The sequence below is a fragment of the Streptomyces sp. NBC_00667 genome (assembly GCF_036226825.1).
Lineage (GTDB): Bacteria > Actinomycetota > Actinomycetes > Streptomycetales > Streptomycetaceae > Streptomyces.
Window position 1 is genome coordinate 5336965 of record NZ_CP109022.1, and the last position, 25510, is coordinate 5362474.

Genomic DNA, 25510 nt, shown 5'->3' on the forward strand with positions numbered 1-25510 from the left:
CGGGGGCGGGGTGGGATCAGAAGGGGTGCCAGCGGGTTTCGGTGTCGCCGTCGCGGAGCGAGGTGACGCGGCGGTGGAACTCCGCGCGGGCCGCCGGGGAGGCCGGGGTGTGCTGGGCGACCCATGCGCAGCTCGCCGTCTCGCGCGCGCCGCGCAGCACCGCGCAGCCGGGCCACTCGCGCACGTCCCATCCGTACGCCGTCACGAACTCCTCGTACGACCGGTCGGGCAGCCCGTACCGGTCGCGGGAGAGCGCCATCACCACCAGGTCGTGCTCGCGCAGGTCGGCCGATACGGTCTCCAAGTCCACCAGGACCGGCCCGTCCGGCCCGACGTGCACGTTGCGGGGCAGGGCGTCGCCGTGGATCGGCCCGGGCGGCAGGTGGGGGGTCAGCGCGGCCACCTGACCGGCGTAGGCGTCGCGCCGGGCCCGCAAGTAGGCCGCGTCGGCCGGGGCGACGGCGTCACCGGCGAGCCGGAGCCAGCGTTCGACCCCGCCCAGCAGGTCCCGCGCCGGCATCGCGAACGGCGGTGCGGGCAGGGCGTGGATCCGCCGCAGGAGGAGCGCCAGGTCGTGCGGGGCCGCCGGGCGGGCCGCCGCCGGGAGGCGGTGCCACACCGTCACCGGGTGCCCGTCCACCAGCCGGGCCCCGGGCTCGGCCGCCCGGACCGCGGGAACCCCGCTCGCGGCGAGCCAGTCCGCGACCGCCACCTCCCGCTCGGCCCGCTCCAGCAGCGCCGCCTCCCGGCCCACCTTCACCACCAGGTCACCGGCCGCGAAGACGGCGTTCTCGCCGAAGGCCAGCAGTTCGGCCACGCCGGCGACCCCCGCCGCCGCCAGTACGTCCCTGGCCCGCGCCTCGTCCATGCCGCCGTCCCGCCCGTCCCTGTCCGGATCGTCCCCTGCCACCACGTCCCGGCCAGTCTGCCATCCCCGCCGGTGGCCGGCCTGACCCGCCGTCACCGTGTGGTCCGGGACGGCCGGTGGGACGGCCAGTGGGACGGCCGGCAGGGCGGCTCACACGTCGGAGTGAATCCGTTTGCACGAGACGTATCGTCTCGTTATGGTCGGGCTCGTGACCACAGCCAAGCCCGCACACATCGCCATGTTCTCCATCGCAGCCCACGGGCATGTGAACCCGAGCATCGAAGTGATCCGGGAACTCGTCGCCCGCGGTCACCGCGTCAGCTACGCCATTCCCGCCCCCTTCGCCGACAAGGTCGCCGAAACCGGCGCCACCCCCGTCGTCTGGCGCTCGACGCTGCCCACCGACGACGAACCCGAGGCGTGGGGCACCGAACTCATCGACCACCTCGAACCCTTCCTCGAAGACGCCGTCCAGGCACTGCCCCAACTCGCCGCCGCCTTCGAGGGCGACGAGCCGGACCTCGTCATCCACGACATCACCGCCTACCCGGCGGTCGTCCTCGCCCGCCGCTGGGGCGTCCCCGACATCTCCCTCTCCCCGAACCTGGTCGCCTGGACCGGCTACGAGGAGGAGGTCGCCGCGCCCATGAAGGAGCAGCTGCGCGCCACCGACCGCGGCCGGGCCTACTACGCGCGCTTCCGGGCCTGGCTGGACGAGAACGGCATGGAGGACGACCCCGACCGCGTGGTGGGCCGGCCCCGCCGCAGCATCGTGCTGATCCCGAAGGCCCTCCAGCCGCACGCCGACCGCGTGGACGAGTCCGTCCACACCTTCGTCGGCACCTGCCAGGCCGACCGCGGCGCCACCCAGGGAACCTGGCGGCGGCCGGCCGCCGCCGAGGGAAAGAAGGTGGTCCTGGTCTCCATGGGCTCCACCTTCACCAAGCTCCCCGCTTTCTACCGCGCCTGCATGGACGCCTTCGCGGAGCTGCCCGAGTGGCACGTGGTCCTCCAGATCGGCAAGTTCACCGACGAGGCCGAACTCGGCGAGATCCCCGCCAACGTCGAAGTCCACCGCTGGGTCCCCCAGCTGGACATCCTGCGGCAGGCCGACGCCTTCATCACCCACGCGGGCGCCGGCGGCAGCCAGGAGGGCATGGCGACGGGCACCCCCATGGTCGCCGTCCCCCAGGCCGTCGACCAGTTCGGCAACGCCGACATGCTCCAGGGACTGGGCATCGCCCGGCACGTCCCGATGGACGAGGCCGACGCCCCTACCCTGCGCGACGCCGTCCTCTCCCTCGTCGGCGATCCCGAGGTCGCCGCACGCGCCGAGGCCATCCGCGCGCAGATGGCCGGCGAGGGCGGTGCCCGGCAGGCCGCCGACCTCATCGAGGCCGAGCTGCCCTGACGCGCCGTGCCGCTCCCGTCCGCGCCGCCCGCCGGCACCGTCGGTGGGGCGCCCTATCGTTCGGGACATGAGGCCTCAGCCCACAGCCCGCACGACCTACGCCGCCCTGCTGCGCGGAATCAACGTCGGCGGGAGCAAGAAGGTCCCGATGGCCGAGCTGCGCGCCGTGATGGAGCAGCTCGGCCTCGACGACGTACGGACGTACCTCCAGAGCGGCAATGCCGTGTTCAGCAGTACGGAACAGGATCCCGACGCGCTCGCCCGCCGGCTGGAGGCGGCCATCGAGGCGCACTTCGGCTTCCCCGTCCCCTGCCTCGTCGTGGACGGCCCCCACCTGCGCGCCGTGGCCGAAGCCTGCCCGTTCCCCGCGGCCGAACTCGAGGGCAGGCAGCTGCACGTCACGTTCCTCTCCGCGCAGCCCTCCCCGGAGCGCTACGCGGCCATCGACGCGCGGGCCTTCCTCCCCGAGGAGTTCCGCCTCGGCGACCGCGTGGTCTACCTCTACGCACCGGGCGGCCTCGGCGTCTCCAAACTGGGCGAGGTGCTCCACAGACCGGCCCTCCTCAAGGGCCTCGACGCGACGACCCGCAACTGGAACACCGTCGTCAAGCTGGTCGAGTTGACCCGGGACTGACACGGCCGCCGCGGCCGGAGCCCCCCTCCCGGCGCCGGGAGGGGGATGTGCCAGGCTCGGGGCATGCGGTACATCATCATCGGCGCCGGGGCGATCGGCGCGACCATCGGCGGGCGGCTCGCGGAAGCGGGCCTGGACGTCGTCCTCGTCGCCCGGGGCGCGCACGCCCAGGCCCTCGCGGCGGACGGGCTGCGGCTCACGACGGCCGGGGGTGAGCGGGTCCACCGGCTGCCCGTCGTCACCGGCCCGGCGGAGCTGGGCGAACTGCGGCCGGACGACGTGCTGCTGCTCACCGTGAAGACCCAGGACGCGATCGCGGCGCTGGACGCGTGGGGCGACGCGGAGGTCGCGGGCGGCGGCACGGCCGCGCAGCGCCTGCCGGTGCTGTGCCTCCAGAACGGCGTGGAGAGCGAACGGCTGGCCCTGCGGCGCTTCGCGCGCGTGTACGGGGTCTGCGTCTGGCTCCCCGCCACCTTCCTGGAGCCGGGTGTGGTCTCGGCACTGTGCGCACCGCTGACCGGCATCCTGCACCTGGGCCGCGCGGCCGGAGGGAGCGACGCCCGGGCGCGGGCGATCGCCGCCGACCTGGAGAAGGCGGGCTTCGGGGCGCCGGTCGTCGAGGACGTGATGCGGTGGAAGTACGCGAAGCTGCTGGGGAACCTGGGCAATGCGATCCAGGCGACGACGGGGCCGGAACCGGATCCGGCGAAGGCGGCGCTGCTGCTCAGGGCGATCCGCGAGGGCAAGGCGGCGTTCGCCGCCGCCGGGATCGGCTACGCCTCCGACGCCGAGCAGTCGGCGGCGCGGGACGGGAAGGTCGAGCAGCCGGCGGGGGTGCGGGGCGGGTCGTCGTGGCAGAGCCTGGCGCGCGGGACGGGGTCGGTGGAGGCGGACTACCTCAACGGGGAGATCTGCCTGCTGGGTCGGCTGCACGGGGTGGCGACGCCGGTCAACGAGACGCTGCGGCACGCGGCGAACATCTTCGCGCGGGAGGGGTTGCCGCCGGGGGCGATGGCGGCCCTGGACCTGACGGCCCTGGCCGACGAGGCGGTTGCCCGGGGGTAGCGGCCGGGTGCCGGGTGCCGGTGCCGGTGCGGGGTGGCCGCTGCGCGGGGCTGCTCCCCGACCCGCCCTTCCTCCGTTCACCGGGGCTCCGCCCCGGACCCGTACGTGGGCTCCGCGCCCGTGCCCTCAAGCGCCGGGCGGGCTGGGGTGCGCCCGGCCGGCCGGGGCGTTCAGGCCGACAGGGCCGGGGCCCGGACCGGGGTCAGGGCGGCCGCGTCGTAGCGCTGGAGGAGGAGGCGGGCCAGTTCGGGAGCCGCGCCGAGGACGGGGGACACGAGGTCCGCGCCCGCGGCCGCCGCGCCCGCCGCGATGCGGTCCGGGAGGCGGCCGGGGGCGATGACGTACGGCGCCACGGCCACCCGGCGGGCTCCCTCGGCGCGCAGGGCCCGTACGGCGTCCTCCGTACGGGGCAGGGAAGCGGAGGCGAACGCAGGCCGCACGGCGCACCAACCGGTGTGCCGCCACTCCCGCGCGATTTCAGCGATCACTGCGATCGCCTCCGGGTCTGAGGAACCGGCGGACGCGAGCACCACACCGGTGCCGGCGCGGTCCGCCGGGGCGAGGCCCGCTTCCGCGAGGCGCCGCTCCAGGGCGCGGACCAGCAGCGGCGACGGGCCGAGGACGTCCGCGACCCGGACCGAGAGGCCCGGCAGGCGGGTGGCGGCTTCCGCCAGCACCGCCGGGACGTCCGTCTTGGCGTGGAACGCCCGGGTGAGCAGCAGCGGCAGCGCCACGACCTCACGCACCCCCGACAGGTGGAGGCGGGTGAGGACCTGCGGCACCGACGGGGCGTTGAAGTCCAGGAACGCCGTCTCCACGCGCAGGCCGGGCCGCTGCGCCCGCGCGCGCCGGGTGAGGGCGTGCACGGTCGCGGCGTGCCGCGGGTCGCGGCTGCCGTGGGCGATGACCAGGAGTACGGGGGAACGGGACACGGTACTCAGCTCAGCTCTTGACCAGCAGGCCGCGGCTGCGCAGCACCCACCGCTCGACCGGGCTGAAGATCAGCAGGTCGATGGCGATGCCGACGAGGAGGATCAGGATGATCGCGAGGAACACGCCCGGCATGTCGATGTTGTTCCGGCCGTTCTCCAGCAACTGGCCGAGGCCCAGGCCCAGGTCGGGGGAGGAGGCGATGATCTCGGCGGCCATCAGCGAGCGCCAGGAGAAGGCCCAGCCCTGCTTGAGACCGGCGAGGTAGCCCGGCAGCGCGGCCGGCATGACCACGTGCCAGGTGCCCTTGAGCCCGGTGGCGCCCAGCGTGCGGCCGGCCCGCAGGAACAGCGGCGGCACCTGGTCCACGCCCGACACCAGGCCGTTGGCGATGGACGGCACCGCACCGAGCAGGATGACGGCGTACATCATCGAGTCGTTCAGACCGAGCCAGATCACCGCCGGCGGCACCCACGCCACGGAGGGCAGGGACTGGAGTCCGGACAGGATCGGGCCGATCGCGGCGCGGACGAACTTCACCCGCGAGACCAGCAGGCCGAGCGGGGTGCCGATGGCCAGCGCCAGCAGGAAGCCCAGCAGACCGCGCGAGACGCTGGTCCAGACGACATCCAGCAGGGTGCCCTTGAGCCACATGTCGGTCACGCCGTCCCACACCGCGGACGGCGAGGGCAGCTTGGTCTCGTCGGTGACGTGTGCCGCGACGAGGACCTGCCAGACCACGAGGACCAGGCCGACGGCGACGGCCGGCGGCAGGATCTTCTTGAGGAGGACCTCACGGACCGGGGTGCGGTGGGTCTGGACCGCGTCGAGCGCGTCCAGGCCGGCCTCCAGGCCCGCCAGGTCGTCGCTCTTGGCCTTGGGGGCGGTGTCAGTGCTGGCCATGGCGGCGGATCTCCCCACGCAGGTGTTCAGTGATCTCCAGGGACAGCTCCGCGACGTCCGCGTCCTCGATGCGGCGCGGCTGCGGGATGTCCACGGTCCATTCCTCGGCGACCCGGCCGGGCCGCGAGGACAGCAGGACCACGCGCTGGGCGAGGCGCACGGCCTCGCGGACGTTGTGCGTGACGAACAGGACGGACAGGCCCGTCTCCTCCCAGATCCGGGTCAGCTCGCCGTGCAGCACGTCCCGGGTGATGGCGTCCAGCGCCGCGAACGGCTCGTCCATCAGCAGCAGCCGGCTGTCCTGGGCCAGGGCGCGGGCCAGGGCCACGCGCTGGCGCATGCCGCCCGACAGCTCGTGGACCCGCTTGCCGTACGCCCCGCCGAGCCGGACCAGCTCCAGCAGCCGCTCCGCCTCCGGCTTGCGGTCGGCCTTGGCGACCCCGCGCAGCCGCAGGGCCAGTTCGATGTTCTTGCCCGCCGTGAGCCAGGGGAACAGCGCGTGCTCCTGGAACATCAGGGCGGGGCGGCCGGCGGTCTCGATGCTGCCCGCGCTGGGCGCGTCGAGTCCGGCGACCAGGTTGAGCAGGGTGGACTTGCCACACCCCGAGGCTCCCAGGAGGGTGACGAACTCTCCCGGGGCGACATCGAGGCTGATGTCGTCCAGGACGAGCTGCGGTCCGGCCGGGCCGGGGAAGGACTTCGAGACGTGCTCGATGCGCGCGGCGTGCGTCCGCTCCGCTACCGCACCCTCGGCAGCCTTGGCGAGCGTGGTGGCCATGGTCGTCACCTCCTGGGGGATTCGGGTTACGGACTTACTTGACGCCGAGACCGGCGTCGGAGACCTCGGGCTTGCCGGCGGCCTTGAGCACCTTGTTCAGGAGCGTCAGGTCGTAGATGCCGGTCAGGTCGGGCTGCTCGATGAGCTTGGCCTTGACCGCCCAGTCGGACTCCGTCTTGAGGGTGCCCGCCAGCGGGTCGTCGGTGACGAGGATGCTCGGCCACGCCGGGTCGATGACCTTCGCGTCGAGCGGCTTGCCGCCGTCCGCCGCCAGCTTCGCGTTGGCGGAGGCCTTCGCCTTCTCCGGGTTGGCGTTGATCCACTCGTTCGTCTTGACCGTGCCCCTGAGCACGGCCTCGACCACGTCCGCGTGTTCCTTGAGGAACTTCTGCGACACGATGACGTTGGTGATCACGAACTTCTTGTCGGGCCACAGGGACGTCTCGTCGAGGAGCACGGAGCCGCCGTCGGCGACCAGCTTGGAGGCCGTGGGCTCCGGCACCCAGGCGCCGTCGATCGAACCCTGCTTGAAGGCGTCGGGGGTGACCTTGTTGTCGGTGCGGACGACGGAGACGTCACCCTTGCCCGACTCGGGGTCGACCGACCAGCCCTTCTGGGAGATCCAGTTGAGGAACGCGACGTCCTGCGTGTTCCCCTTCTGCGGGGTGGCGATCTTCTTGCCCTTGAGGTCGTCCAGGGTCTTGATCTTGTCCGGGTTCACGACCAGCTTGACGCCGCCCGAGGCGGAGCCGGAGATGATCCGGAGGTTCTGGCCCTTGGACTTCACGTAGCCGTTGATCGACGGCGAGGGGCCGATGAAGCCGATGTCGAGGGAGCCGCCGTTGAGGGCCTCGATCTCCGACGGACCGGCGTTGAAGGTCTGCGGCTTGACGGCCGTGCCGCCCAGCTCCTTGGCGATCAGGCCCTCCTGGAGACCGACCAGGGCGGTGGCGTGCGTCAGGTTCGGGAAGTACCCGATGCGCACCTCGGTGGCGGAGAGCTTCTTGGCGTCCGCGGCGTCCGCGGCGGCCGGCTTGGCGTCGTCCTTCGCCTGCGAGCCGTAGCCGCAGGAGGCGAGCGCGCCGATCAGGAGGGGCAGGGCAGCGGCGGCGACGACGCCGCGGCGCAGGGTCTTACGGGCGGTGGTACCGGTGGCAGGCACGGGAGGGCTTCCTCTCGGGGCGCCGTGGGGTCACGGCGCGGGTCTTCGTCTGCGGAGCAGGGGCGGGCAGGGCTCGTGGGGGGTGTGGGCGCGCATGCGGTGCGCGTACGTCATCACGCACATCGCCCCACCCCTCCCTGGCCGCTGCCGAGGTGGCCGCTGCCCACGCGGCCGCCTTCCTTGGCGAAGGTCGAGTAGATGTCGGCGAACACGGTCAGAAGTCCCATCCCGCGTCATCGGCCCGGACGGGCTCGGCTTCGGCCTCGTGGGCGTGGGCCGCGAAGGCCTCGCCCGCCATGCCGGCCGCCAGGGTCGTCCCGTCCGCCGGATCGATCAGCAGGAAGGACCCGGTGCGGCGCGAGTCGGCGTACGCGTCGAGCGCGAGCGGCTCCGCCGTACGGACGACGACACGGCCGATGTCGTTGGCGACCAGCTGCCCGGGCTCCGGGTGCTGGGACAGGTCGTCCAGGGTCAGCCGCGAGGGGATCTCCTTGACGATCGCCTTGACGGTGCGCGTGGTGTGCTTGAGCAGCACGCGCGCGCCGACGGCCAGCGGCTGGTCCGCGACGTGGCACACCGTCGCCTCGACGTCCTGCGTGGTGGCCGGGGCGCTCGCCGAGGGGGCGATCAGGTCACCGCGCGAGATGTCGATGTCGTCCCTCAGCCGCACCGTCACCGACTGGGGCGCCCACGCGATGTCGACGGACTCGCCGAGCGCGTCGATGCCCTCGATGACCGAGGTGCGGCCCGACGGCAGGACGGTGACGGCCTCGCCGACGCGCAGCACGCCGGAGGCGATCTGGCCCGCGTAGCCGCGGTAGTCGGGGTGCTCGGCGGTCTGCGGCCGGATCACGTACTGGACCGGGAAGCGCGCCGGGCAGGCGGTCAGGTCGTGACTGACCGGCACGGTCTCCAGGTGCTCCAGCACCGTCGGGCCGCCGTACCAGTCCATGTGCGCCGAGGGCTCCACGACGTTGTCCCCGGCCAGGGCCGAGATCGGGATCGCGGTGATCTCCGGCACGCCCAGGTCCGAGGCGTACGCGGTGAACTCCTCGGCGATCTTCGCGAAGACCGTCTCCTCGTAGCCGACGAGGTCCATCTTGTTGACGGCGAGGACCACGTGCGGGACCCGCAGCAGCGCCGCGACGGCCGCGTGACGGCGGGTCTGCTCGATGACGCCGTTGCGGGCGTCGACCAGGACCACGGCCAGGTCGGCGGTGGACGCCCCGGTGACCATGTTGCGGGTGTACTGCACGTGCCCCGGGGTGTCGGCCAGGATGAACCGGCGCCGGGCGGTGGCGAAGTAGCGGTACGCCACGTCGATGGTGATGCCCTGCTCCCGCTCGGCCCGCAGGCCGTCGGTGAGCAGCGCGAGGTCGGGGGCGTCCTGCCCGCGCCGGGCGGAGACGGCCTCGACGGCCTCCAGCTGGTCGGTCAGGACCGACTTGGAGTCGTGCAGGAGCCGTCCGACCAGCGTGGACTTGCCGTCGTCGACGGAACCGGCGGTCGCGAAGCGCAGCAGCGTGGTCGCTGCCAGGTCGTCGAGCCCGGCGACCTGATCGGTGGTGGAGGTCATTTCTAGAAGTACCCTTCGCGCTTGCGGTCTTCCATCGCGGCCTCGGACATCTTGTCGTCGGCGCGGGTCGCGCCCCGTTCGGTGAGGCGGGAGGCGGCGATTTCGGTGATCACGGCGTCCAGCGTGGTGGCGTCGGAGTCGACGGCACCGGTGCAGGACATGTCACCGACGGTGCGGTAGCGGATGAGACGCTTCTCCGTCGTCTCGCCCTCCTTGGGGCCGCCCCATTCGCCGGCCGTCAGCCACATGCCGCTCCGCTTGAACACCTCGCGCTCGTGGGCGAAGTAGATCTGCGGCAGCTCGATGCCCTCGCGGGCGATGTACTGCCACACGTCCAGCTCGGTCCAGTTCGACAGCGGGAACACGCGCACGTGCTCGCCCGGTGCGTGGCGGCCGTTGTAGAGCTGCCACAGCTCGGGGCGCTGGCGGCGCGGGTCCCACTGGGAGAACTCGTCGCGCAGGGAGAAGACGCGCTCCTTGGCGCGGGCCTTCTCCTCGTCGCGGCGGCCGCCGCCGAAGACGGCGTCGAACCCCAGCTGCTGGATCGCCTCGGTCAGCGGAACGGTCTGGAGCGGGTTGCGGGTGCCGTCCGGGCGCTCGCGCAGCTTGCCGGCGTCGATGTACTCCTGGACGGAGGCCACGTGCAGGCGCAGGCCGTGCTTCTCGACCGTGCGGTCCCGGTACTCCAGCACCTCGGGGAAGTTGTGGCCCGTGTCGACGTGCAGCAGCGTGAACGGCACCGGCGCGGGCGCGAACGCCTTGAGCGCCAGGTGCAGCATGACGATGGAGTCCTTGCCGCCGGAGAAGAGGATCACCGGCTTCTCGAACTCGCCCGCCACCTCGCGGAAGATGTGCACGGCCTCCGATTCGAGGGCGTCCAGGTGCGACAGCGCGTAGGGAGCGTCGGTCCCCTCGTGCAGGTGGGCGACGGTCGTCATGCCAGACCCCTCTCGGTGAGCAGCGCGTACAGGGCCGAAGCCGACTCCTGCACGGACTGCGTGTGCGACTCGATCCGCAGGTCCGGGGAGTCCGGAGCCTCGTACGGGTCGTCGACCCCGGTCAGACCGGAGATCTCGCCCGCCGCCTGCTTGGCGTACAGGCCCTTCACATCCCGCTCGGAGCAGACCTCGACCGGGGTGGCCACGTGGACCTCCAGGTAGGCGGTGCCCGCGGCGGCGTGCCGCTTCGCGACGGCCTCCCGGCTGTCGGCGAACGGCGCGATCACCGGCACCAGCGCCTTGACGCCGTTGCTGGCGAGCAGTTCGGCGACGAAACCGATCCGCTGCACGTTCGTGTGCCGGTCCTCCCGGCTGAAACCCAGGCCGGCGGAGAGGAACTCGCGGATCTCGTCGCCGTCGAGGACCTCCACGCGGTGGCCCTCGGCCCGCAGCCGCTCGGCCAGCGCGTACGCGATGGTGGTCTTGCCCGCGCTCGGCAGCCCGGTCAGCCACACGGTGGCGCCCTGGTCGCTCACGCTCATCGTTCTCGTCTCCGTCGGTTCTTCGATGTCGGTCATCAGCCGTGCAGTCCGCACTCGGTCTTGGCCCGCCCGGCCCAGCGGCCGGCTCGTGCGTCCTCGCCCTCCGCCACGCGGCGGGTGCAGGGGGCGCAGCCGACCGAGGCGTAGCCGTCCATCAGCAGCGGGTTGGTCAGTACGCCGTGCTCCGCGACGTACGCGTCCACGTCGTCCTGCGTCCAGCGGGCGATCGGCGAGATCTTGACCTTCTGCCGCTTCTCGTCCCAGCCGACCACGGGGGTGTTCGCCCGGGTCGGGGACTCGTCGCGGCGCAGGCCCGTCGCCCACGCCTGGTACGCGCTCAAGCCCTCTTCCAGCGGCTTGACCTTGCGCAGCGCGCAGCACAGGTCCGGGTCCCGGTCGTGCAGCTTCGGGCCGTACTGGGCGTCCTGCTCGGCGACGCTCTGGCGCGGGGTGAGGGTGATGACGTTGACGTCCATCACGGCCTCGACCGCGTCGCGGGTGCCGATGGTCTCCTCGAAGTGGTAGCCGGTGTCGAGGAAGACCACGTCCACGCCGGGGAAGGCGCGGGACGCCAGGTGGGCGACGACCGCGTCCTCCATCGAGGAGGTGACGGCGAACTTCTTCCCGAAGGTCTCGGCGGCCCAGGTGAGGATCTCCAGCGCCGAGGCGTCCTCGAGGTCGCGGCCCGCCTGCTCGGCCAGTGCCCTGAGGTCCCCGGCGTCCTGCGTCGCCGTTTCCCGAGTCGTCGTCATATCGCTTCCCCTCCGGGCCCGTCGGACTGAACACCCCGGGCGAGCAGCCCGAGGTACCTCAGCTGGAAGGCCCGGTTGCAGGCCCTGCATTCCCAGGCGCCGTGACCCGCCTCGTGGGGGAACAGGTCCTCGTCGCCGCAGTACGGGCAGTAGAACGGTGCGGCGCGCTCGCTCATGACAGGCTCTCGTCGCTCGCGCGGCCGACCCAGGCGGCGAAGCGCTCGCCGTCCTCGCGCTGCTCCTGGAAGCGCGTGACGACCCGCTCCACGTAGTCCGGCAGGCCCGCCGAGGTGACCTTGAGGCCGCGGACCTTGCGGCCGAAGCCGGCCTCCAGGCCGAGCGCGCCGCCGAGGTGGACCTGGTAGCCCTCGACCTGGTTGCCGTTCTCGTCGAGGACCAGCTGCCCCTTGAGACCGATGTCCGCCACCTGGATACGCGCGCACGCGTTCGGGCAGCCGTTGATGTTGATGGTCAGCGGCTCGGCGAAGTCCGGCAGCCGGCGTTCGAGCTCGTCGATGAGCGAGGCGCCGCGCGCCTTGGTCTCGACGATGGCCAGCTTGCAGAACTCGATGCCGGTGCAGGCCATCGTGCCGCGGCGGAACGGGGACGGCTTGACCCGCAGGTCCAGCGCCTCCAGGGCCTCGACCACGGAGTCGACCCGGTCCTCGTCGATGTCCAGCACGATCATCTTCTGCTCGGCGGTGGTGCGCAGGCGGCCGGAGCCGTGCTGCTCGGCCACGTCCGCGATCTTGGTCAGGGTGGCGCCGTCGACGCGGCCGACCCGGGGGGCGAAGCCCACGTAGAACCGGCCGTCCTGCTGCCGGTGCACGCCGACGTGGTCGCGCCACTGGCCGGAGGGCTGCTCGGGTGCCGGGCCGTCGGTGAGCTGCCGCTTGAGGTACTCGTCCTCCAGCACCTGGCGGAACTTGGCCGCGCCCCAGTCGGCGACGAGGAACTTCAAGCGGGCGCGGGTGCGCAGGCGGCGGTAGCCGTAGTCGCGGAACACCGAGATGACGCCCTCGTAGACGTCCGGGACCTCGTCCAGCGAGACCCAGGTGCCCAGGCGCACGCCGAGCTTGGGGTTGGTGGAGAGGCCGCCGCCGACCCACACGTCGAAGCCGGGGCCGTGCTCGGGGTGGTTCACGCCGACGAACGCGACGTCGTTGATCTCGTGCGCCACATCGAGCAGCGGAGAGCCGGAGACCGCGGACTTGAACTTGCGGGGCAGGTTCGAGAAGGCCGGGTTGCCCACGATGCGGCGCTGGATCTCGTCGATGGCGGGCGTGCCGTCGATGATCTCGTCCTCGGCGATGCCGGCGACGGGCGAGCCGAGGATGACGCGGGGGGTGTCACCGCAGGCCTCGGTGGTCGAGAGGCCCACGGCCTCCAGACGGCGCCAGATCTCCGGGACGTCCTCGATCCGGATCCAGTGGTACTGCACGTTCTGCCGGTCCGTGAGATCGGCGGTGCCGCGGGCGAACTCCTCGGAGATCTCGCCGATGACGCGCAGCTGCCCGGTGGTCAGCCGCCCGCCGTCGATGCGGACGCGCAGCATGAAGTACTTGTCGTCCAGCTCCTCCGGCTCCAGGATCGCGGTCTTGCCGCCGTCGATCCCGGGCTTGCGCTGGGTGTAGAGGCCCCACCAGCGCATCCGGCCGCGCAGGTCGTTGGGGTCGATGGAGTCGAAGCCGGTCTTGGAGTAGATCGTCTCGATGCGTGTCCGCACGTTGAGACCGTCGTCGTCCTTTTTGAACTGCTCGTTGCCGTTGAGGGGGGTGTGGTGTCCGACGGCCCACTGGCCCTCACCGCGGTGACGGCCGCTCTTGCGGCGCGCGGCTGCGGCCGCGGGCGCGGCGGCTGCGGGCGTTTCGGGGGTGGCGGCCATGGCGGTACGTCCTTCTTCGGCGGCTCAAGGCAGGGGCAGGGGGAGCGGCGGCGTGACCCCTGCACGCTGAGCGGGTGTGGCTGATGGCCGCGCCGTGGCCGGTTGTGTCGGCGGGCAGGGCGGATTTCAGCCGTCAGGGGGCTGGCGGAGGCCGTACGGCCTCGGGGTCGACGCGTCCGCGGCAGCGGGGACGGCGGCGATGTGCGGCGGTTGCTGGTTCGGTCAGCGCGCCGGACAGATGGCGCTGGACATGCGGCCGAGGTCGACGTGCCGCCGACTCACCAAGGCAATTCCAGCTCCATTCATGGCGGAAGCGTGGCACGGGCCGATTGGAGGAGTCCACTAGTGTCCAGGATTCGGACGATGTGGTCTCGAATTGTGGAACAGCGTGATGTGGATCACGTCGACCGGATCCGGAACCCCGGCGTCCGTTTCCGGTCAGCGCGACGCCGAAACCGCCGGCCGGGGCGTTTCGGGCGCGACGGACCGGAAGGGCGCCGAAGTCTCGACACCCGCCGCCGCGGGCCCGTCCTCCCGCAGTCTCTCAAGCTCTGGGCCCCCGGGGGACGGGGCGGGTACGTAGGGGGGCTTGACGACGCCCGGTGGCTGCGCGGCGCCGAAATCGCTGGAGATCACCCCGGCCGTCATGACCAGCGGGGGCTGCGGGCGCGGCACGTGGACCACGGCCTTCCACGTGCCGTTGCGCCGGTCGACCTCGGCGAGGGCGGCCGGCCAGCTCGAACGCTCATCGGGCCGTCGGACCAACGCGAAGACCGTCGAACCGTCATCGAGCCCGGTCACCGTTCCCTCGAAGTCGACGAGCACGGCCGGCGCCGGCGCGGCGGGATCGTCGTGCTCCCGGGTCAGATGGATGCCCACCACGGGCCCTGTCACCGGAGGACGGGTGGTCGGTGAGACGCTGGCCGGAGAAGGGGTGGGTGCGGGGTGCGGCTCCCCTGGTGTCCGGGCGATGAGCGCCACGACGACCGCGGCCACGGCGGTGATCAGGGTGCCCAGCAGGCCCTGCCAGCTGTACATGCGGGCCAGCAACCCGCGTCGGCGGCCGGGGTCGGAGGGATGCCGTTGAGCACCCCCGGAGGGCTCGCCGTCCTCGTCGGCCGGTTCTGGTGGACGTGCGGCACTCATGACCCTCGCCTACGTTCGACGGAGGTCCAGCATGCGCCCGCACGGGGACCGCCGCCGTGGCGCCACGCCGAGTCGCGCGTACCCCGGGTCAGGGCTACGCCCCCGGCCAGGGACCCGGGGTCGGGGTCGGCTGCTTCTCCTCCGTCTCGGTCCTGAACACCTTGAAGCCCCGGCGCAGGTAGTTGTCCATCGCCGTCGGGCCGTCCTGGCTGCAGGTGTGCAGCCACACGCGGCGCGTGGGCGCCAGGCCGGGCCACCGCTGCGCGAGGTCCCACGCGCGGGCCGTGCCGACGGTCAGCAGGTGGCCCCCGATGCGGCGGCCGCGGAAGTCCGGCAGGAGACCGAAGTAGACGATCTCCACGTCACCGCCGGGCTGCGGTTCGAGTTCGACGTAGCCCGCCGGCGTACCGCGGTCGTACGCCACCCACGTCTCCACGCCCGGCCGCCCCAGCTGCTCCGCCCACTCGGCGCGGGTCAGCGACAGCCGGTCCGTCCAGTGGATGTCGCCGCCCACCGAGGCGTACAGGAACCGGCTGAACTCGGGCGAGGGGACCTCCGCCCGGGCGATCGTGATCTCCGGGCCGGGGACGGCCGCCGGTACGAGGTCTTGCGGCGAGGTCATTTCCAGGGACCAGGTGGTCAGCGTGATGGTGCTCATGCCGGTCAGGGAATCACATGACCTCCCGGGGCCCCCAGTCACCCGTCCCGCCCAGGCGGGCCCGCACCACCGCGGGCGCCGTGGAATGGGGCAGCAGCTGCGCGGCGACCGCCGGACGGATCAGCTCCACCTCCACGTCCTGCGCGAAGCGGTACGGCCGGTGCGTCAGCACCCCGGCGAGGTTGCGGCGAACCCGGGACATCTCCGCGCGGACGGTCACCGTCCGGCTCGGGTCACCGAACAGCTCGGCGGCCAGCTCGGCCGCCGAGCGCCCCCGCGGGCTCTCCGCCAGCAGGAACAGCAGCTCCGCGTGGCGCGGGCTCAGCTCCAGCGACCAGCTGCCGGCGGCGCCGTAGACGGTCGCCGACCACGACCCGGCCCGGCTCAGGTCCAGGACCACCCGGCTCGCGGCGCCGCTGCCGGCACGCGACTCCTCGATCCGCAGCAGCCAGCCGCCCGGCAGCGGCTCCACCGCGCAGTGACCCAGCTGCGGCACCCACACGCGCCCCGGCCCGAACCCCTTCGGCAGCGGGATCCGGTCCGCCGGGGCCAGCCCCGTCGTGGCGGCCGTCCAGCCCTGGGGGTCGACGGCCACCGCCCGCCCCGGCAGCCGCGCCAGCAGCGGCGCGGCGACCGTCCGCAGCCGCTCCAGGGACTCCAGGTGCCGGATCCGCAGCTCGCGCTCCGCGAGCCGGGCCACCGAGGTCACCCAGGCCAGCGTCGCCGGGTGCATGGTGGCCAGCGGTCCGCTGACGTCGACCACCCCCAGCAGCCGGCCGTCCCTGGGGTCGCGGACGGGGGCCCCGGCGCAGGTCCAGTCGTGGTGGCTGGAGACGAAGTGCTCCGCCGAGAACACCTGGACCGGCCTGCGGGTCACCAGGGAGGTGCCGACCCCGTTGGTGCCGACCACCGCCTCCGCCCAGTCGGCGCCCACCGCGAAGCCCAGCCGGTCGGCCCGGCGCAGGATCGAGGAGTGCCCCTCCCGCCACAGCAGCCGCCCGTCCGCGTCGGCGACGACCATGATGTGCAGGGCCTCGTCCAGCGCGGGCAACAGGCCCTCGCGCAGCACCGGGAGGATCTCCCGCAGCGGCGAGACCTGCCGGCGTTCCTCGGTCTCGGCGGCCGACAGCAGCCGCGAGCGCGCGTCGCGGTCCGGGTGCACCCCGCCGGCCATCATCCGCCGCCAGGATTCGGCGATCTCCGGGCGCGGGGCGGCCGGCAGGCGGTCACCGGCCAGCGCGGCCGCCCGTACGCCCTTGAGCAGACGCGCCGCCTCCCGCGCGTCCATGGCGGAGATGCGCGCCACATCGACCGTGCTGGCGGTGTCGGCCACCGGAACCTCCCCGTGGACAGTCAAGGAGCTGACTGCGTGACTCGTTCGACCGGTTACTGGTTCGACTGGTTCCGGAGGCGAAGGGTTGCAACGGTATGCAACCCTCGCCAACCTCCGGTCGCCCGACCGAAACTATCGGCACGCCGCCGAGCGGCGTGACAGCTCCTTCCTCGGGGCTTCTCGGACCAGGGGCGGCGCCGAGTCGGCGCGGCGCCGCCCCCGGTCTCGGGTCAGCGGGCACGGATCCCGGCGCGGAACGGTTTGGGGACCGCTCCCGGCCAGCGATCCGGGCCCGTGCACCACCCGCCGGCACCGGCCGGCGATCCGGGCAGTGCACCGCCCGCTCTCAGCCGGCGATCCGGGCCCGTTCCACCACCGCTCCCAGGCCCAGGCTGTGCGGCAGCGTCCCGAAGGCCGCCCCCCAGTCACCGCCGAGGCGCGAGGCGCAGAACGCGTCCGCCACCTCCGCCGGGGCCCACCGCACCAGCAGCGACCCCTGCAGCACCAGCGCCATCCGCTCCACCACCCGCCGGGCACGCGCTTCGATGCCCTCCAGGTCCGCGAGGTCCGTGAGCAGGTCCTTGACGGCCGCATCCAGCCGGTGATCGGCGCCCCGGGCCAGCCCCACCTCCTGGAGGAACGCGTTCAGCGCCTGCGGCTCCCTCTGGAGGGCGCGCAGCACGTCCAGGGCCTGGACGTTGCCGGACCCCTCCCAGATCGAGTTGAGCGGGGACTCGCGCAGCAGGCGCGGCAGCCCCGACTCCTCCACGTAGCCGTTGCCGCCCAGGCACTCCAGGGCCTCCGCCACCATCGGCGTGCACCGCTTGGTCACCCAGTACTTGGCCGCCGGCACCGCGAGGCGCAGGAACGCCCGTTCCTGCTCCGTACCGGCGTCGTACGCGGCCGCCAGGCGCAGCGTCAGCACCGTCGCGGCCTCCGACTCCAGGGCCAGGTCGGCCAGCACGTTGCGCATCAGCGGCTGCTCGATGAGCCGCGCCCCGAAAGCGGAGCGGTGCTCCGCGTGATGGACGGCCTGCGTCAGCGCCTGGCGCATCAGGGAGGCCGAACCGATCACGCAGTCCAGCCGGGTCGCCGCGACCATCTCGATGATGGTCCGCACGCCCCGGCCCTCCTCGCCGACGCGCTGCCCCCACGTCCCGTCGAACTCCACCTCGCTCGAAGCGTTCGACTTGTTGCCCAGCTTGTCCTTGAGCCGCTGGATCGCGAAGGCGTTGCGGGTGCCGTCCGCCAGCACGCGCGGCACCAGGAAGCAGCTCAGCCCGCCGGGGGCCTGCGCCAGCACCAGGAAGCCGTCGGACATCGGCGCGGAGCAGAACCACTTGTGCCCCGTGAGCACGTACTCGCCGGACGCGTCCAGCGGTTTGGCGACCGTCGTGTTCGCCCGTACGTCGCTGCCGCCCTGCTTCTCCGTCATGCCCATGCCGAACAGGACGCCGGCCTTCTCCCCGGGCGGCCGCAAACCCTCCTCGTACACGTGTGAGGTCAGCCGCGGCTCCCACTCGGCGGCCAGATCCGGGTCGGTTCGCAGCGCCGGCACCGCCGCGTGCGTCATCGAGACCGGGCAGCCGTGCCCCGACTCGGCCTGCGACCACAGGAAGAACCCCGCCGCGCGGCGCAGGTGCCCGGCCGGGCGGCCCCACGCGTCGGTCAGCCCGGAGGTCACCGCGTGCCCCAGCAGCCGGTGCCACGCCGGGTGGAACTCGACCTCGTCGATCCGGTTCCCGTAACGGTCGTGCGTGCGCAGCACGGGCGGGTTCGCGTTCGCCTGCACTCCCCAGAGCTGCGCCTGCTCCGAGCCGGTCGCACGACCCAGGGAGGTGAGCTCCTCCCGTACCTCCGCCAGGAGCGCGGGGGGCGCGTCGGCCAGGTGGCGCTCGACGCCCTCGGACAGGGCCCGGTCGCCGGCGTACGCGTCGTAGCCCACGAGGGGCGGAGCCTGATTGGTCACTGTGTGGGTGGTGGCTGCCATGCGGATACCGTAAGGACGTGCAGCCAGCAAAAGAAACACCCGAGCGGATCCCAGGGCGGCCGGGACGGCTCCACCGGGCCCGCGCGCTCTACCGCAACGTGTCCAAGCGCAAGATGGGCTGGCTGCTGCTCAAGGACACCGTCAACTCGTGCGTGGAGTACCGCATCCTCGGTCTGGCCGCCGAAGCGGCCTTCTTCACCCTCCTCTCGCTCCCGCCGCTCTTCGTCGGCCTCCTCGGTCTCCTCGGGTACGTGGACGGCTGGACGGGCGGCACGTTCGTCGCCAGCATCGAGGAGAACATCCTGCGGGCGGTCGGCACCGTCCTGTCCGACCGGGGCGTCAACGAGATCGCGAGACCGATGCTGGACGACGTGACCCGGGGAGGCCGCCCCGACCTCATCTCGATCGGCTTCGCCTTCGCCCTGTGGTCGGGATCGCGGGCAGTCAACGTCTTCATCGACACCATCACGGTGATGTACGGCCTCGACGGGCAGCGCGGCATCGTCAAGACCCGGCTGCTGGCGTTCCTGCTGTACGTGGTCGCCCTCGTGGTCGGCGCGATCGTCCTGCCCCTGATGGTCGCCGGCCCCGACGCCGTGGTGCGGTGGGTGCCCTGGAGCACGGAAGTGATCGCCGTGCTGTACTGGCCGACCGTCACGCTGCTCTCGATCGTCTTCCTGACGACGCTCTACCACGTCTCCGTCCCGGTCCGGTCCCCGTGGATCGAGGACGTGCCGGGCGCGCTCGTGGCCCTGGCCATGTGGGTGCTCGGCTCGTTCCTGCTGCGGATCTACCTGACCAACACCGTCGAGGGGCCGACGATCTACGGGTCCCTGGCCGCGCCCGTGGCCGTGCTGCTGTGGATCGGCGTCTCGGCGTTCGCCGTGCTCGTCGGCGCCGCCGTCAACGCCGCCATCGACCGGGTCTGGCCCTCGTTGGCGACGGCGGCGGCGCGCGAGGCGAACGAGCGGGTGCGGGAGGCGGAGGCCGCCCAGCTGATCGCGCGTGCGGCGGCTTGGCGGGCATTGGCCGAGGGGGAGTCCGAGGACGACGAGGACGCCGGAATGCCCTCGGAGTTCCCCGAACGCTGGTCGAACTTCCTGCCGCCGGACGACTATTCCGCGCGGCTGCGCAAGCACTGACTCCGCCTGCGCGAGCAGTGGCTCCGCTGTGCGAGCAGGGAGTCCGCCTGCCGGAGCAGTGAGGCCGCCGCCCTTTTGAACGGGCCGGAAAAAGCGTTGGCGTCGGCCGCGGCGGCGTTGTTACGGTGAGCCCGTTCCCGGCCGCCGCCACCCGTTGTGCCGGTCGGGGAACGGCCAGTTCGTGCATGACCCGGAGGTGAGTCCATTGATGACTGTCGTGACGCGGGGCGCTGCCCGCATTCGCAAGACCGTCAATGCCACCTCCGTGGCCTCCGGCTGACCCCACACCTCTTCGCGCGCCGCCGAGCGCGCGCTGCCGGGGCCACCCTGTGAAGGGTTCCCCTTGTCTTCTTCCGTTTCCCACTCCCGCGCGCACGCCCTCACCGCCCTCGGCTGGGACGACGCGTGGGCGGCCGAATTCGCCCCGTACGAGGCCCAGGGCCTGCTGCCCGGCCGGGTCGTACGCGTCGACCGGGGACAGTGCGACGTCATGACCGCGGACGGCACCGTCCGCGCCGACACCGCTTTCGTCACCCCCCACGACCCGCTGCGGGTCATCTGTACGGGTGACTGGGCCGCCGTCGAGCCGGCCGGCAACCCCCGCTACGTGAAGGCGTACCTGCCGCGCCGGACCGCCTTCGTACGGTCCACCTCCTCGCAGCGCTCCGAGGGGCAGATCCTCGCCGCGAACGTCGACCACGCCGTCATCGCCGTCTCGCTCGCGGTGGAGCTCGACCTGGGCCGGATCGAGCGCTTCCTGGCGCTCGCCTGGGAGTCGGGGGCGCAACCGCTGGTCGTCCTGACCAAGGCGGACCTGGTACCCGACCCGGTGGTGCTCGCCCACCTGGTGCAGGACGTGGAAACCACCGCCCCGGGCGTGCAGGTGCTGACGGTGTCCTCCCTGACGGGGGAGGGCACGGACGTCCTGTCAGCGGTGGTGTCCGGCGGCACGAGCGTGTTGCTGGGCGTCTCCGGGGCCGGGAAGTCCACCCTGGCCAACGCGCTGCTCGGCGCCGAGGTGATGGAGGTGCAGGAGGCCCGGGATGTCGACGGCAAGGGCCGCCACACCACCACGACCCGCAACCTGCTGGCGCTGCCCGGCGGCGGCGTGCTGATCGACACCCCGGGGCTGCGGGGCGTCGGGCTGTGGGACGCCGAGTCGGGGGTCGGGCAGGTGTTCTCGGAGATCGAGGACTACGCCGCCGACTGCCGTTTCCACGACTGCGCGCACGTCGCGGAGCCGGGGTGCGCGGTACTGGCGGCGGTGGAGTCCGGGGCGCTGGCGGAGCGGCGGCTGGAGAGCTACCGCAAGCTGCTGCGCGAGAACCAGCGGATCGTCGCCAAGACGGACGCGAGGCTCCGGTCGGAACTCCGGCGGGACTGGCGGATGAAGACGGCCCAGGGCCGGGCCAACTACTCCGCGAAGCGGGGCGGCCGGGTCTGACCGTCAGCGGGCCGGGGCGGCCGACGACGCCGCCCCGGCCCGCACCGGCCCGAACCGGTCGGGCCGTCCTCCACGACGACGCCCCGGCGCCGCCGGGCCGCTCCGGGACCCCGCGGCTCAGGCCTCGGCGTCGTCCAGTCCCCAGGTGAAGACGCGGTCCGGGTGGATCCGGACGACCTCGGGGCTGAAATGGGGGCCCAGGGCGTGGGTGCCGACCTCCAAGGTGGCGCGGCCGCGGATCTCGATGCCGCGCACGCGCCACGGGCGCGTGCTCACCAGGTCGTCGACGACCAGCGACAGCCGCGGGTTCGCCTTGAGGTTGCGCCACTTCTTCGTCTTGCCCATCGCCGATCCGCCGACGAGGACCGTGCCGTCCTCCTGCGGGAAGAACCCCACCGGGTTGGCCTGCGGTTGCCCGTCCGGGTCCACCGTCGCCAGCCTGCCCAGGCGCTGGGAGCGCAGGTACGCCAGTTCCGCCTCGCTGAAACCCTTGAACCCCGTCGTCATACCGGCAGCCTCGCACCCCGGCAGGGTCCCCGCACCGTGCCGCGGCCAGGTCTCACCCCTCTGCGTCCCGATGACCCACGCCCACCACAGCACCCCGGCCCACACCGGCCAGGACCCCGGAAGAGACGGCCTAGCTGTATTGATCACGAGCGTTGTTAACAGAGCCGGGTCTTGATCATGGCGAAGACCTCCGGTGTGGTGGAGGTGTCTAGGCTCCACACCACACACGGAGGTCTTCGTGTCCCACCGTAATGCCCGGCTGACGGTTCACGGCAGGCGGATCCTGGTCGAGCGGGTTCTGGCCGGGCGGCCGGTCGCCCACGTGGCCGCCGAGATGGGCATATCCCGGCCCACCGCCCACAAATGGGTCCGCCGCTGGCGGGCCGAAGGCGAGGGCGGCCTGCACGACCGTTCCAGCAGGCCGCGTACGACCCCGCACCGCACCCCCGCGACGATCGAGGCCCGCGTCTGTGACCTGCGCCGAAGCCGCAAGCTCGGGCCGGCCCGCATCGGCCCGGTCCTGGGCCTGCCCGCCTCCACCGTCCACCGGATCCTGGCCCGCCACGGCCTGAACCGGCTGGCCTGGCTGGACCGGCCCACCGGCCAGCCGATCCGCCGCTACGAACGGGCCCGACCGGGCGAACTGGTCCACGTCGACATCAAGAAGCTCGGGAACATCCCCGAAGGCGGCGGATGGCGCGTGGTGGGCCGGGCGGCAGGCGACCGCAACCGCCAAGCCACCACCGACCAGCGCAAAAGCTCCACGCCGGTCATCGGCTACAGCTACATCCACTCCGCCGTCGACGACCACTCCCGCCTGGCCTACAGCGAGGTCCTCACCGACGAACGCAAGCAGACGGCCGTCGCCTTCTGGCAGCGAGCCCAGGCGTTCTTCACCGCCCACGGGATCACCGTTGAACGCGTCCTGACCGACAACGGCTCCTGCTACAAGTCCAAGCAGTTCACCCAGACCCTGGCCGCGGCCGGCATCACCCACAAGAAGACCAGGCCCTACCGGCCGCAGACCAACGGCAAAGTCGAACGCTTCAACCGCACCCTCCTCGACGAATGGGCCTACCTACGGCCCTACCAATCGAACAACGAGCGGACAGCGGCCCTGGCAGACTTCCTCCACACCTACAACCACCACCGCTGCCACACCGCACTGGACGGCAAGCCGCCCATCAGCCGAGTGAACAACGCTGCGGGTCAATACACCTAGCGGGGCACCCAGCCCCGCTCGTACGCGTACCAACCGAGCTGCAGCCGTGTCGTGACCCCGGCCAGTTCCATCAGCCCCTTGACCCGGCGCTGCACCGTGCGCAGTCCCAGTTCCAGGTGCTTCGCCACGCTCGCGTCCGTCATCCCCGCCAGCAGCAGGCTCAGGATCTCCAGGTCGGTGGCGTCCGGGGTGTCCAGGGACTGCTCCGCCGAGCCCGTCGCGCCCAGCCGCAGCGGCAGGGACTCCCGCCACACCGCCTCGAACAGGCCCGACAAGGACTCCAGCAGCCCCGACGCGTGCACCACCAGCGCCGTCGGCTCCGCGCCCGGCGCCGTCAGCGGCACCATCGCCAGACTCCGGTCCGCGATCAGCAGTTTCGTCGGCACCTTCGCCGTCACCCGGACGTGCTCGCCGCGCGCCAGCGCCGTCGTCGCCTCGCGGATCCCCGTCGGCCGGGTCAGCACCTCCCGCTCGATGACGACCCGGTAGGCGACGCCCCGGACGACGGCCCGCTCCTCCGCCTCGTTCTCCGCGCCCGTCACCACCTCCGGGCGGCTGTCGACCAACGCGCACACCTCTTCCACCGCCCCCAGCTGGAGCTGCACGAAGCGGTGGGCGACCGCGCTCGCGCCCGTCACCACCTCCACCAGGTCGTGCACCGACGGCTCGGCGGCCTCCGCCCGGTACTCCTGCGCCAGCACCGTCGCCGCCAGCTCCGCCCGCTCCAACTCGTGCCGCTGCCGGGTCAGCAGCGCGCCCAGCGCCACCCCGGGAGGGGCCGCCACCCAACGCCCCGGACGGGCCGAGGACTGCGCCGCCAGGCCGTGGCGTTCCAGGTGCCGCAGCGCCCCCTCGGTCTGCCGCACGGGCAGCGACAGGCGGTGCGCGAGATCGGGCACCTCCGCCGCGCCCAGCGCCACCAGCGCGCGGTACGCCGACTCCTGGCCCTCGTCCAGGCCTATCGCACCCAGCAACCCGTCCACCCACCCCTTCGTACCGTTCCTGGCGGGAAGCGGCCACGGCGCGAACCCGCCGCCGACATCATCGCCGCATCCCCGGGCCCTCTGCCAAGGTGAGGGCACCGAAGTAGAACATCCGCAGGCCACGAGCCCACGCCGAGCGGGAGCCCGCCGCCGACACCGGGGCGGAACCACGGTCGCGGCGGCGCCCGCACCCCCGGACGGTCGAACGGAACGACGGAATTCGCCGGTCCGTACGACGGGAACGCGAGGGGCCCACCGGGCGGCGGCCCGGTGGGCCTCTTTCGTGCATTCGGCGTTTTCCGCCCGCGCGGGCGGCCGAGAATAGCCGCATGAGGCAGCGGCGCGCGGACGACTGGTGGCAGAAGCTCTACGAGGACCAGGGCGCGGGAGGCGAGCCCGATCCGGACGACACGCTGGACCACCGCTACCACTCGGCGGTGGTGCTGGTGAAGGACGGCGAGGACCCCGCCGCGGCGGCGGACCCGCCGGACCCCCTGCTGCCCGGACAGCGCCGGGAGGCGGAGCCCGCACCACCGGCCGAGGAGCCGCCGCCCGATCCGCGCCGACCCGGGCCGACCGGATACGCCCTGGGCGAGGTCACCGTGCCCCCCGTCCCTCCGGATCCGCCCGCCGCGGGGATGCCGCTGCGGCGCCGCCGGAGCGCACCGCCCGCCGACACCGCGGCGGAGCCGGCGCCGGCCGCGCCCGCCGCCCCCGAGGAGCCACCCGGTCCCCTCGCCGCAGCCCCGGGCCACGACCCCGCCGGCCGCCCCGGCGTACGCCACCTCGGCGACCGGGCCCCGACCTACGCGGCCGAGCCGGGTGCGCTGCCCGAGGCCGACCCGGCCGGGCTGGGCGACATCACCCCCGACACCGTCCTGGAGGGGGCCCGCTACGGCACCTACACCCTGCGCGCCGTCTCGCTGCGCGGGGACTCCGCCCGGTTCCGCGGCGAAGCCCGCCGGGACTTCCTGCTGACCGCCCGCTTCGGCAGCGGTGACGACGCCCTGGTCCTGGTGGCCCTGGCGGGCGGCGACCGGGCCGCGCCCGGGGCCCGGGAGGCCGCGGCCGAGTTGTGCCACTCCGTCGCGGCGGCCGTCGGGCGGAGCCGGCAGCGGCTGGCCGAGGACATCCGGGCCGGCAGCCGCGAGGCCCTGCGCTCCGGGCTCCAGCGGCTCACCGACCGGGGTTACGGCCGGCTGCGGGCCCACGCGGCGGAGCTGGGGCTGGAGGAGGAGGGCTACACCGCCGGGCTGCGGGGGCTGCTGCTCCCGGTGGATCCGCAGTGCCGCACCCGGGTGTGCTTCGGCGCGGGAGCGGGCGGCTTCTTCCGGCTGCGGGCCGGACAGTGGCAGGACCTGGAACCGGAGGACACCGCGCACCCTCCGGTGGACGCGGCCGGGGGTTTCCGCTTCCGGGCCTCCGTGGCCCGGCCCGGCGACACCCTGCTGCTCTGCTCGGGTGGTCTCGCGGCTCCCATGCGCGAGGAGGGCCTGCTCCCGGCCGAACTCGCCGCCCGCTGGTCGCAGGCGGAGCCGCCGGGCCTCGCGGCGTTCCTCGCGGACGTCCAGCTCCGCCTCAAGGGCTACGCCGACGACCGCACGGCGGCCGCGGTCTGGGAGGCGTAACGGGGCGGTTCGT

At 73.1% G+C, this 25510-nt stretch carries 25 protein-coding genes; 7 read left to right on the forward strand and 18 right to left on the reverse strand.

Annotated elements, in window-relative coordinates; translation table 11 throughout:
- Nucleotides 1–16 precede the first annotated feature (16 nt).
- Nucleotides 17–868, reverse strand: a complete 852-nt coding sequence (locus tag OHA81_RS24655) for a phosphotransferase enzyme family protein (RefSeq protein WP_329202526.1) — start codon at nt 866–868, stop codon at nt 17–19.
- Between the two features lie 196 nt (nt 869–1064).
- Between OHA81_RS24655 and mgt the strand changes: the two genes are divergently transcribed.
- The 3 genes from mgt to OHA81_RS24670 all read left to right on the forward strand — a co-directional run bounded on the left by mgt (nt 1065) and on the right by OHA81_RS24670 (nt 3978).
- The gene (gene mgt / locus OHA81_RS24660) at nt 1065–2279 is read left to right on the forward strand and encodes a macrolide-inactivating glycosyltransferase (protein WP_329199301.1); all 1215 of its coding nucleotides are present in this window, start codon (nt 1065–1067) and stop codon (nt 2277–2279) included.
- Nucleotides 2280–2346: 67 nt separating this feature from the next.
- Nucleotides 2347–2913 carry a DUF1697 domain-containing protein gene (locus tag OHA81_RS24665; RefSeq protein WP_329199302.1) on the forward strand — a complete coding sequence of 189 codons (567 nt, stop codon included), beginning with the start codon at nt 2347–2349 and terminating at the stop codon, nt 2911–2913.
- A 63-nt stretch (nt 2914–2976) separates the two neighbouring features.
- Entirely contained in the window at nt 2977–3978 is a 1002-nt protein-coding gene (locus OHA81_RS24670) for a ketopantoate reductase family protein (protein WP_329199304.1), read from the forward strand.
- A 170-nt stretch (nt 3979–4148) separates the two neighbouring features.
- Here OHA81_RS24670 and OHA81_RS24675 read toward each other — a convergent pair whose 3' ends face one another.
- The 15 genes from OHA81_RS24675 to OHA81_RS24745 form a co-directional block, all read right to left on the reverse strand.
- Entirely contained in the window at nt 4149–4910 is a 762-nt protein-coding gene (locus OHA81_RS24675) for a sirohydrochlorin chelatase (RefSeq protein ID WP_329199306.1), read from the reverse strand.
- A gap of 10 nt (nt 4911–4920) precedes the next feature.
- The gene (locus OHA81_RS24680; RefSeq protein ID WP_329199307.1) at nt 4921–5811 is read right to left on the reverse strand and encodes an ABC transporter permease; all 891 of its coding nucleotides are present in this window, start codon (nt 5809–5811) and stop codon (nt 4921–4923) included.
- Nucleotides 5798–6589, reverse strand: a complete 792-nt coding sequence (locus tag OHA81_RS24685) for an ABC transporter ATP-binding protein (protein WP_329199309.1) — start codon at nt 6587–6589, stop codon at nt 5798–5800. Before OHA81_RS24685 ends, OHA81_RS24680 begins: the two co-directional genes overlap by 14 nt.
- 34 nt (nt 6590–6623) lie before the next feature.
- Nucleotides 6624–7751, reverse strand: coding sequence for an aliphatic sulfonate ABC transporter substrate-binding protein (locus tag OHA81_RS24690; protein WP_329199311.1), 1128 nt, complete (start codon nt 7749–7751; stop codon nt 6624–6626).
- 214 nt (nt 7752–7965) lie between these two features.
- The gene (locus tag OHA81_RS24695; RefSeq protein WP_329199313.1) at nt 7966–9327 is read right to left on the reverse strand and encodes a sulfate adenylyltransferase subunit 1; all 1362 of its coding nucleotides are present in this window, start codon (nt 9325–9327) and stop codon (nt 7966–7968) included.
- A gap of 2 nt (nt 9328–9329) precedes the next feature.
- Complete coding sequence (gene cysD, locus OHA81_RS24700) at nt 9330–10265, reverse strand: sulfate adenylyltransferase subunit CysD (RefSeq protein WP_329199315.1); 936 nt, start codon at nt 10263–10265, stop codon at nt 9330–9332.
- Entirely contained in the window at nt 10262–10807 is a 546-nt protein-coding gene (cysC, locus tag OHA81_RS24705; protein WP_329202528.1) for an adenylyl-sulfate kinase, read from the reverse strand. The genes cysD and cysC overlap by 4 nt, the downstream gene beginning before the upstream one ends.
- Nucleotides 10808–10842: 35 nt before the next feature.
- Nucleotides 10843–11559 carry a phosphoadenylyl-sulfate reductase gene (locus OHA81_RS24710; RefSeq protein WP_329199317.1) on the reverse strand — a complete coding sequence of 239 codons (717 nt, stop codon included), beginning with the start codon at nt 11557–11559 and terminating at the stop codon, nt 10843–10845.
- Nucleotides 11556–11735, reverse strand: a complete 180-nt coding sequence (locus OHA81_RS24715) for a hypothetical protein (protein ID WP_329199319.1) — start codon at nt 11733–11735, stop codon at nt 11556–11558. The genes OHA81_RS24710 and OHA81_RS24715 overlap by 4 nt, the downstream gene beginning before the upstream one ends.
- Entirely contained in the window at nt 11732–13444 is a 1713-nt protein-coding gene (locus OHA81_RS24720) for a nitrite/sulfite reductase (protein WP_329199321.1), read from the reverse strand. Before OHA81_RS24720 ends, OHA81_RS24715 begins: the two co-directional genes overlap by 4 nt.
- A gap of 222 nt (nt 13445–13666) precedes the next feature.
- Nucleotides 13667–13750, reverse strand: coding sequence for a putative leader peptide (locus tag OHA81_RS24725; protein ID WP_312847410.1), 84 nt, complete (start codon nt 13748–13750; stop codon nt 13667–13669).
- Between the two features lie 132 nt (nt 13751–13882).
- Nucleotides 13883–14590 (reverse strand): hypothetical protein, encoded by a 708-nt coding sequence (locus OHA81_RS24730; protein WP_329199323.1) that lies wholly within the window; start codon nt 14588–14590, stop codon nt 13883–13885.
- 94 nt (nt 14591–14684) lie between these two features.
- Complete coding sequence (locus tag OHA81_RS24735; protein ID WP_329199325.1) at nt 14685–15248, reverse strand: GNAT family N-acetyltransferase; 564 nt, start codon at nt 15246–15248, stop codon at nt 14685–14687.
- A gap of 13 nt (nt 15249–15261) precedes the next feature.
- Nucleotides 15262–16536, reverse strand: a complete 1275-nt coding sequence (locus tag OHA81_RS24740) for a GAF domain-containing protein (RefSeq protein ID WP_329202529.1) — start codon at nt 16534–16536, stop codon at nt 15262–15264.
- 391 nt (nt 16537–16927) lie between these two features.
- Nucleotides 16928–18571 (reverse strand): acyl-CoA dehydrogenase family protein, encoded by a 1644-nt coding sequence (locus OHA81_RS24745; RefSeq protein ID WP_329199327.1) that lies wholly within the window; start codon nt 18569–18571, stop codon nt 16928–16930.
- A gap of 17 nt (nt 18572–18588) precedes the next feature.
- On the opposite strand from OHA81_RS24745, the gene OHA81_RS24750 reads away from it, so the two are divergent.
- Both OHA81_RS24750 and rsgA read left to right on the forward strand, forming a co-directional pair.
- Nucleotides 18589–19713 (forward strand): YihY/virulence factor BrkB family protein, encoded by a 1125-nt coding sequence (locus tag OHA81_RS24750; RefSeq protein WP_329199328.1) that lies wholly within the window; start codon nt 18589–18591, stop codon nt 19711–19713.
- A gap of 343 nt (nt 19714–20056) precedes the next feature.
- Nucleotides 20057–21157: a ribosome small subunit-dependent GTPase A gene (gene rsgA, locus OHA81_RS24755; RefSeq protein ID WP_329199329.1), complete on the forward strand. Its 1101-nt coding sequence runs from the start codon at nt 20057–20059 to the stop codon at nt 21155–21157.
- 117 nt (nt 21158–21274) lie between these two features.
- Here rsgA and OHA81_RS24760 read toward each other — a convergent pair whose 3' ends face one another.
- A complete protein-coding gene (locus tag OHA81_RS24760; RefSeq protein ID WP_329199330.1) occupies nt 21275–21664 on the reverse strand; it encodes a PPOX class F420-dependent oxidoreductase in 390 nt (129 codons plus the stop codon).
- A 238-nt stretch (nt 21665–21902) separates the two neighbouring features.
- On the opposite strand from OHA81_RS24760, the gene OHA81_RS24765 reads away from it, so the two are divergent.
- Nucleotides 21903–22886 carry an IS481 family transposase gene (locus OHA81_RS24765; RefSeq protein WP_329192635.1) on the forward strand — a complete coding sequence of 328 codons (984 nt, stop codon included), beginning with the start codon at nt 21903–21905 and terminating at the stop codon, nt 22884–22886.
- Here the strand turns inward: OHA81_RS24765 and OHA81_RS24770 are convergent.
- A complete protein-coding gene (locus OHA81_RS24770; protein WP_329202531.1) occupies nt 22883–23860 on the reverse strand; it encodes a helix-turn-helix domain-containing protein in 978 nt (325 codons plus the stop codon). The genes OHA81_RS24765 and OHA81_RS24770 overlap by 4 nt on opposite strands.
- Nucleotides 23861–24198: 338 nt before the next feature.
- Between OHA81_RS24770 and OHA81_RS24775 the strand changes: the two genes are divergently transcribed.
- Nucleotides 24199–25497 (forward strand): protein phosphatase 2C domain-containing protein, encoded by a 1299-nt coding sequence (locus OHA81_RS24775; protein ID WP_329199331.1) that lies wholly within the window; start codon nt 24199–24201, stop codon nt 25495–25497.
- Nucleotides 25498–25510 lie beyond the last annotated feature (13 nt).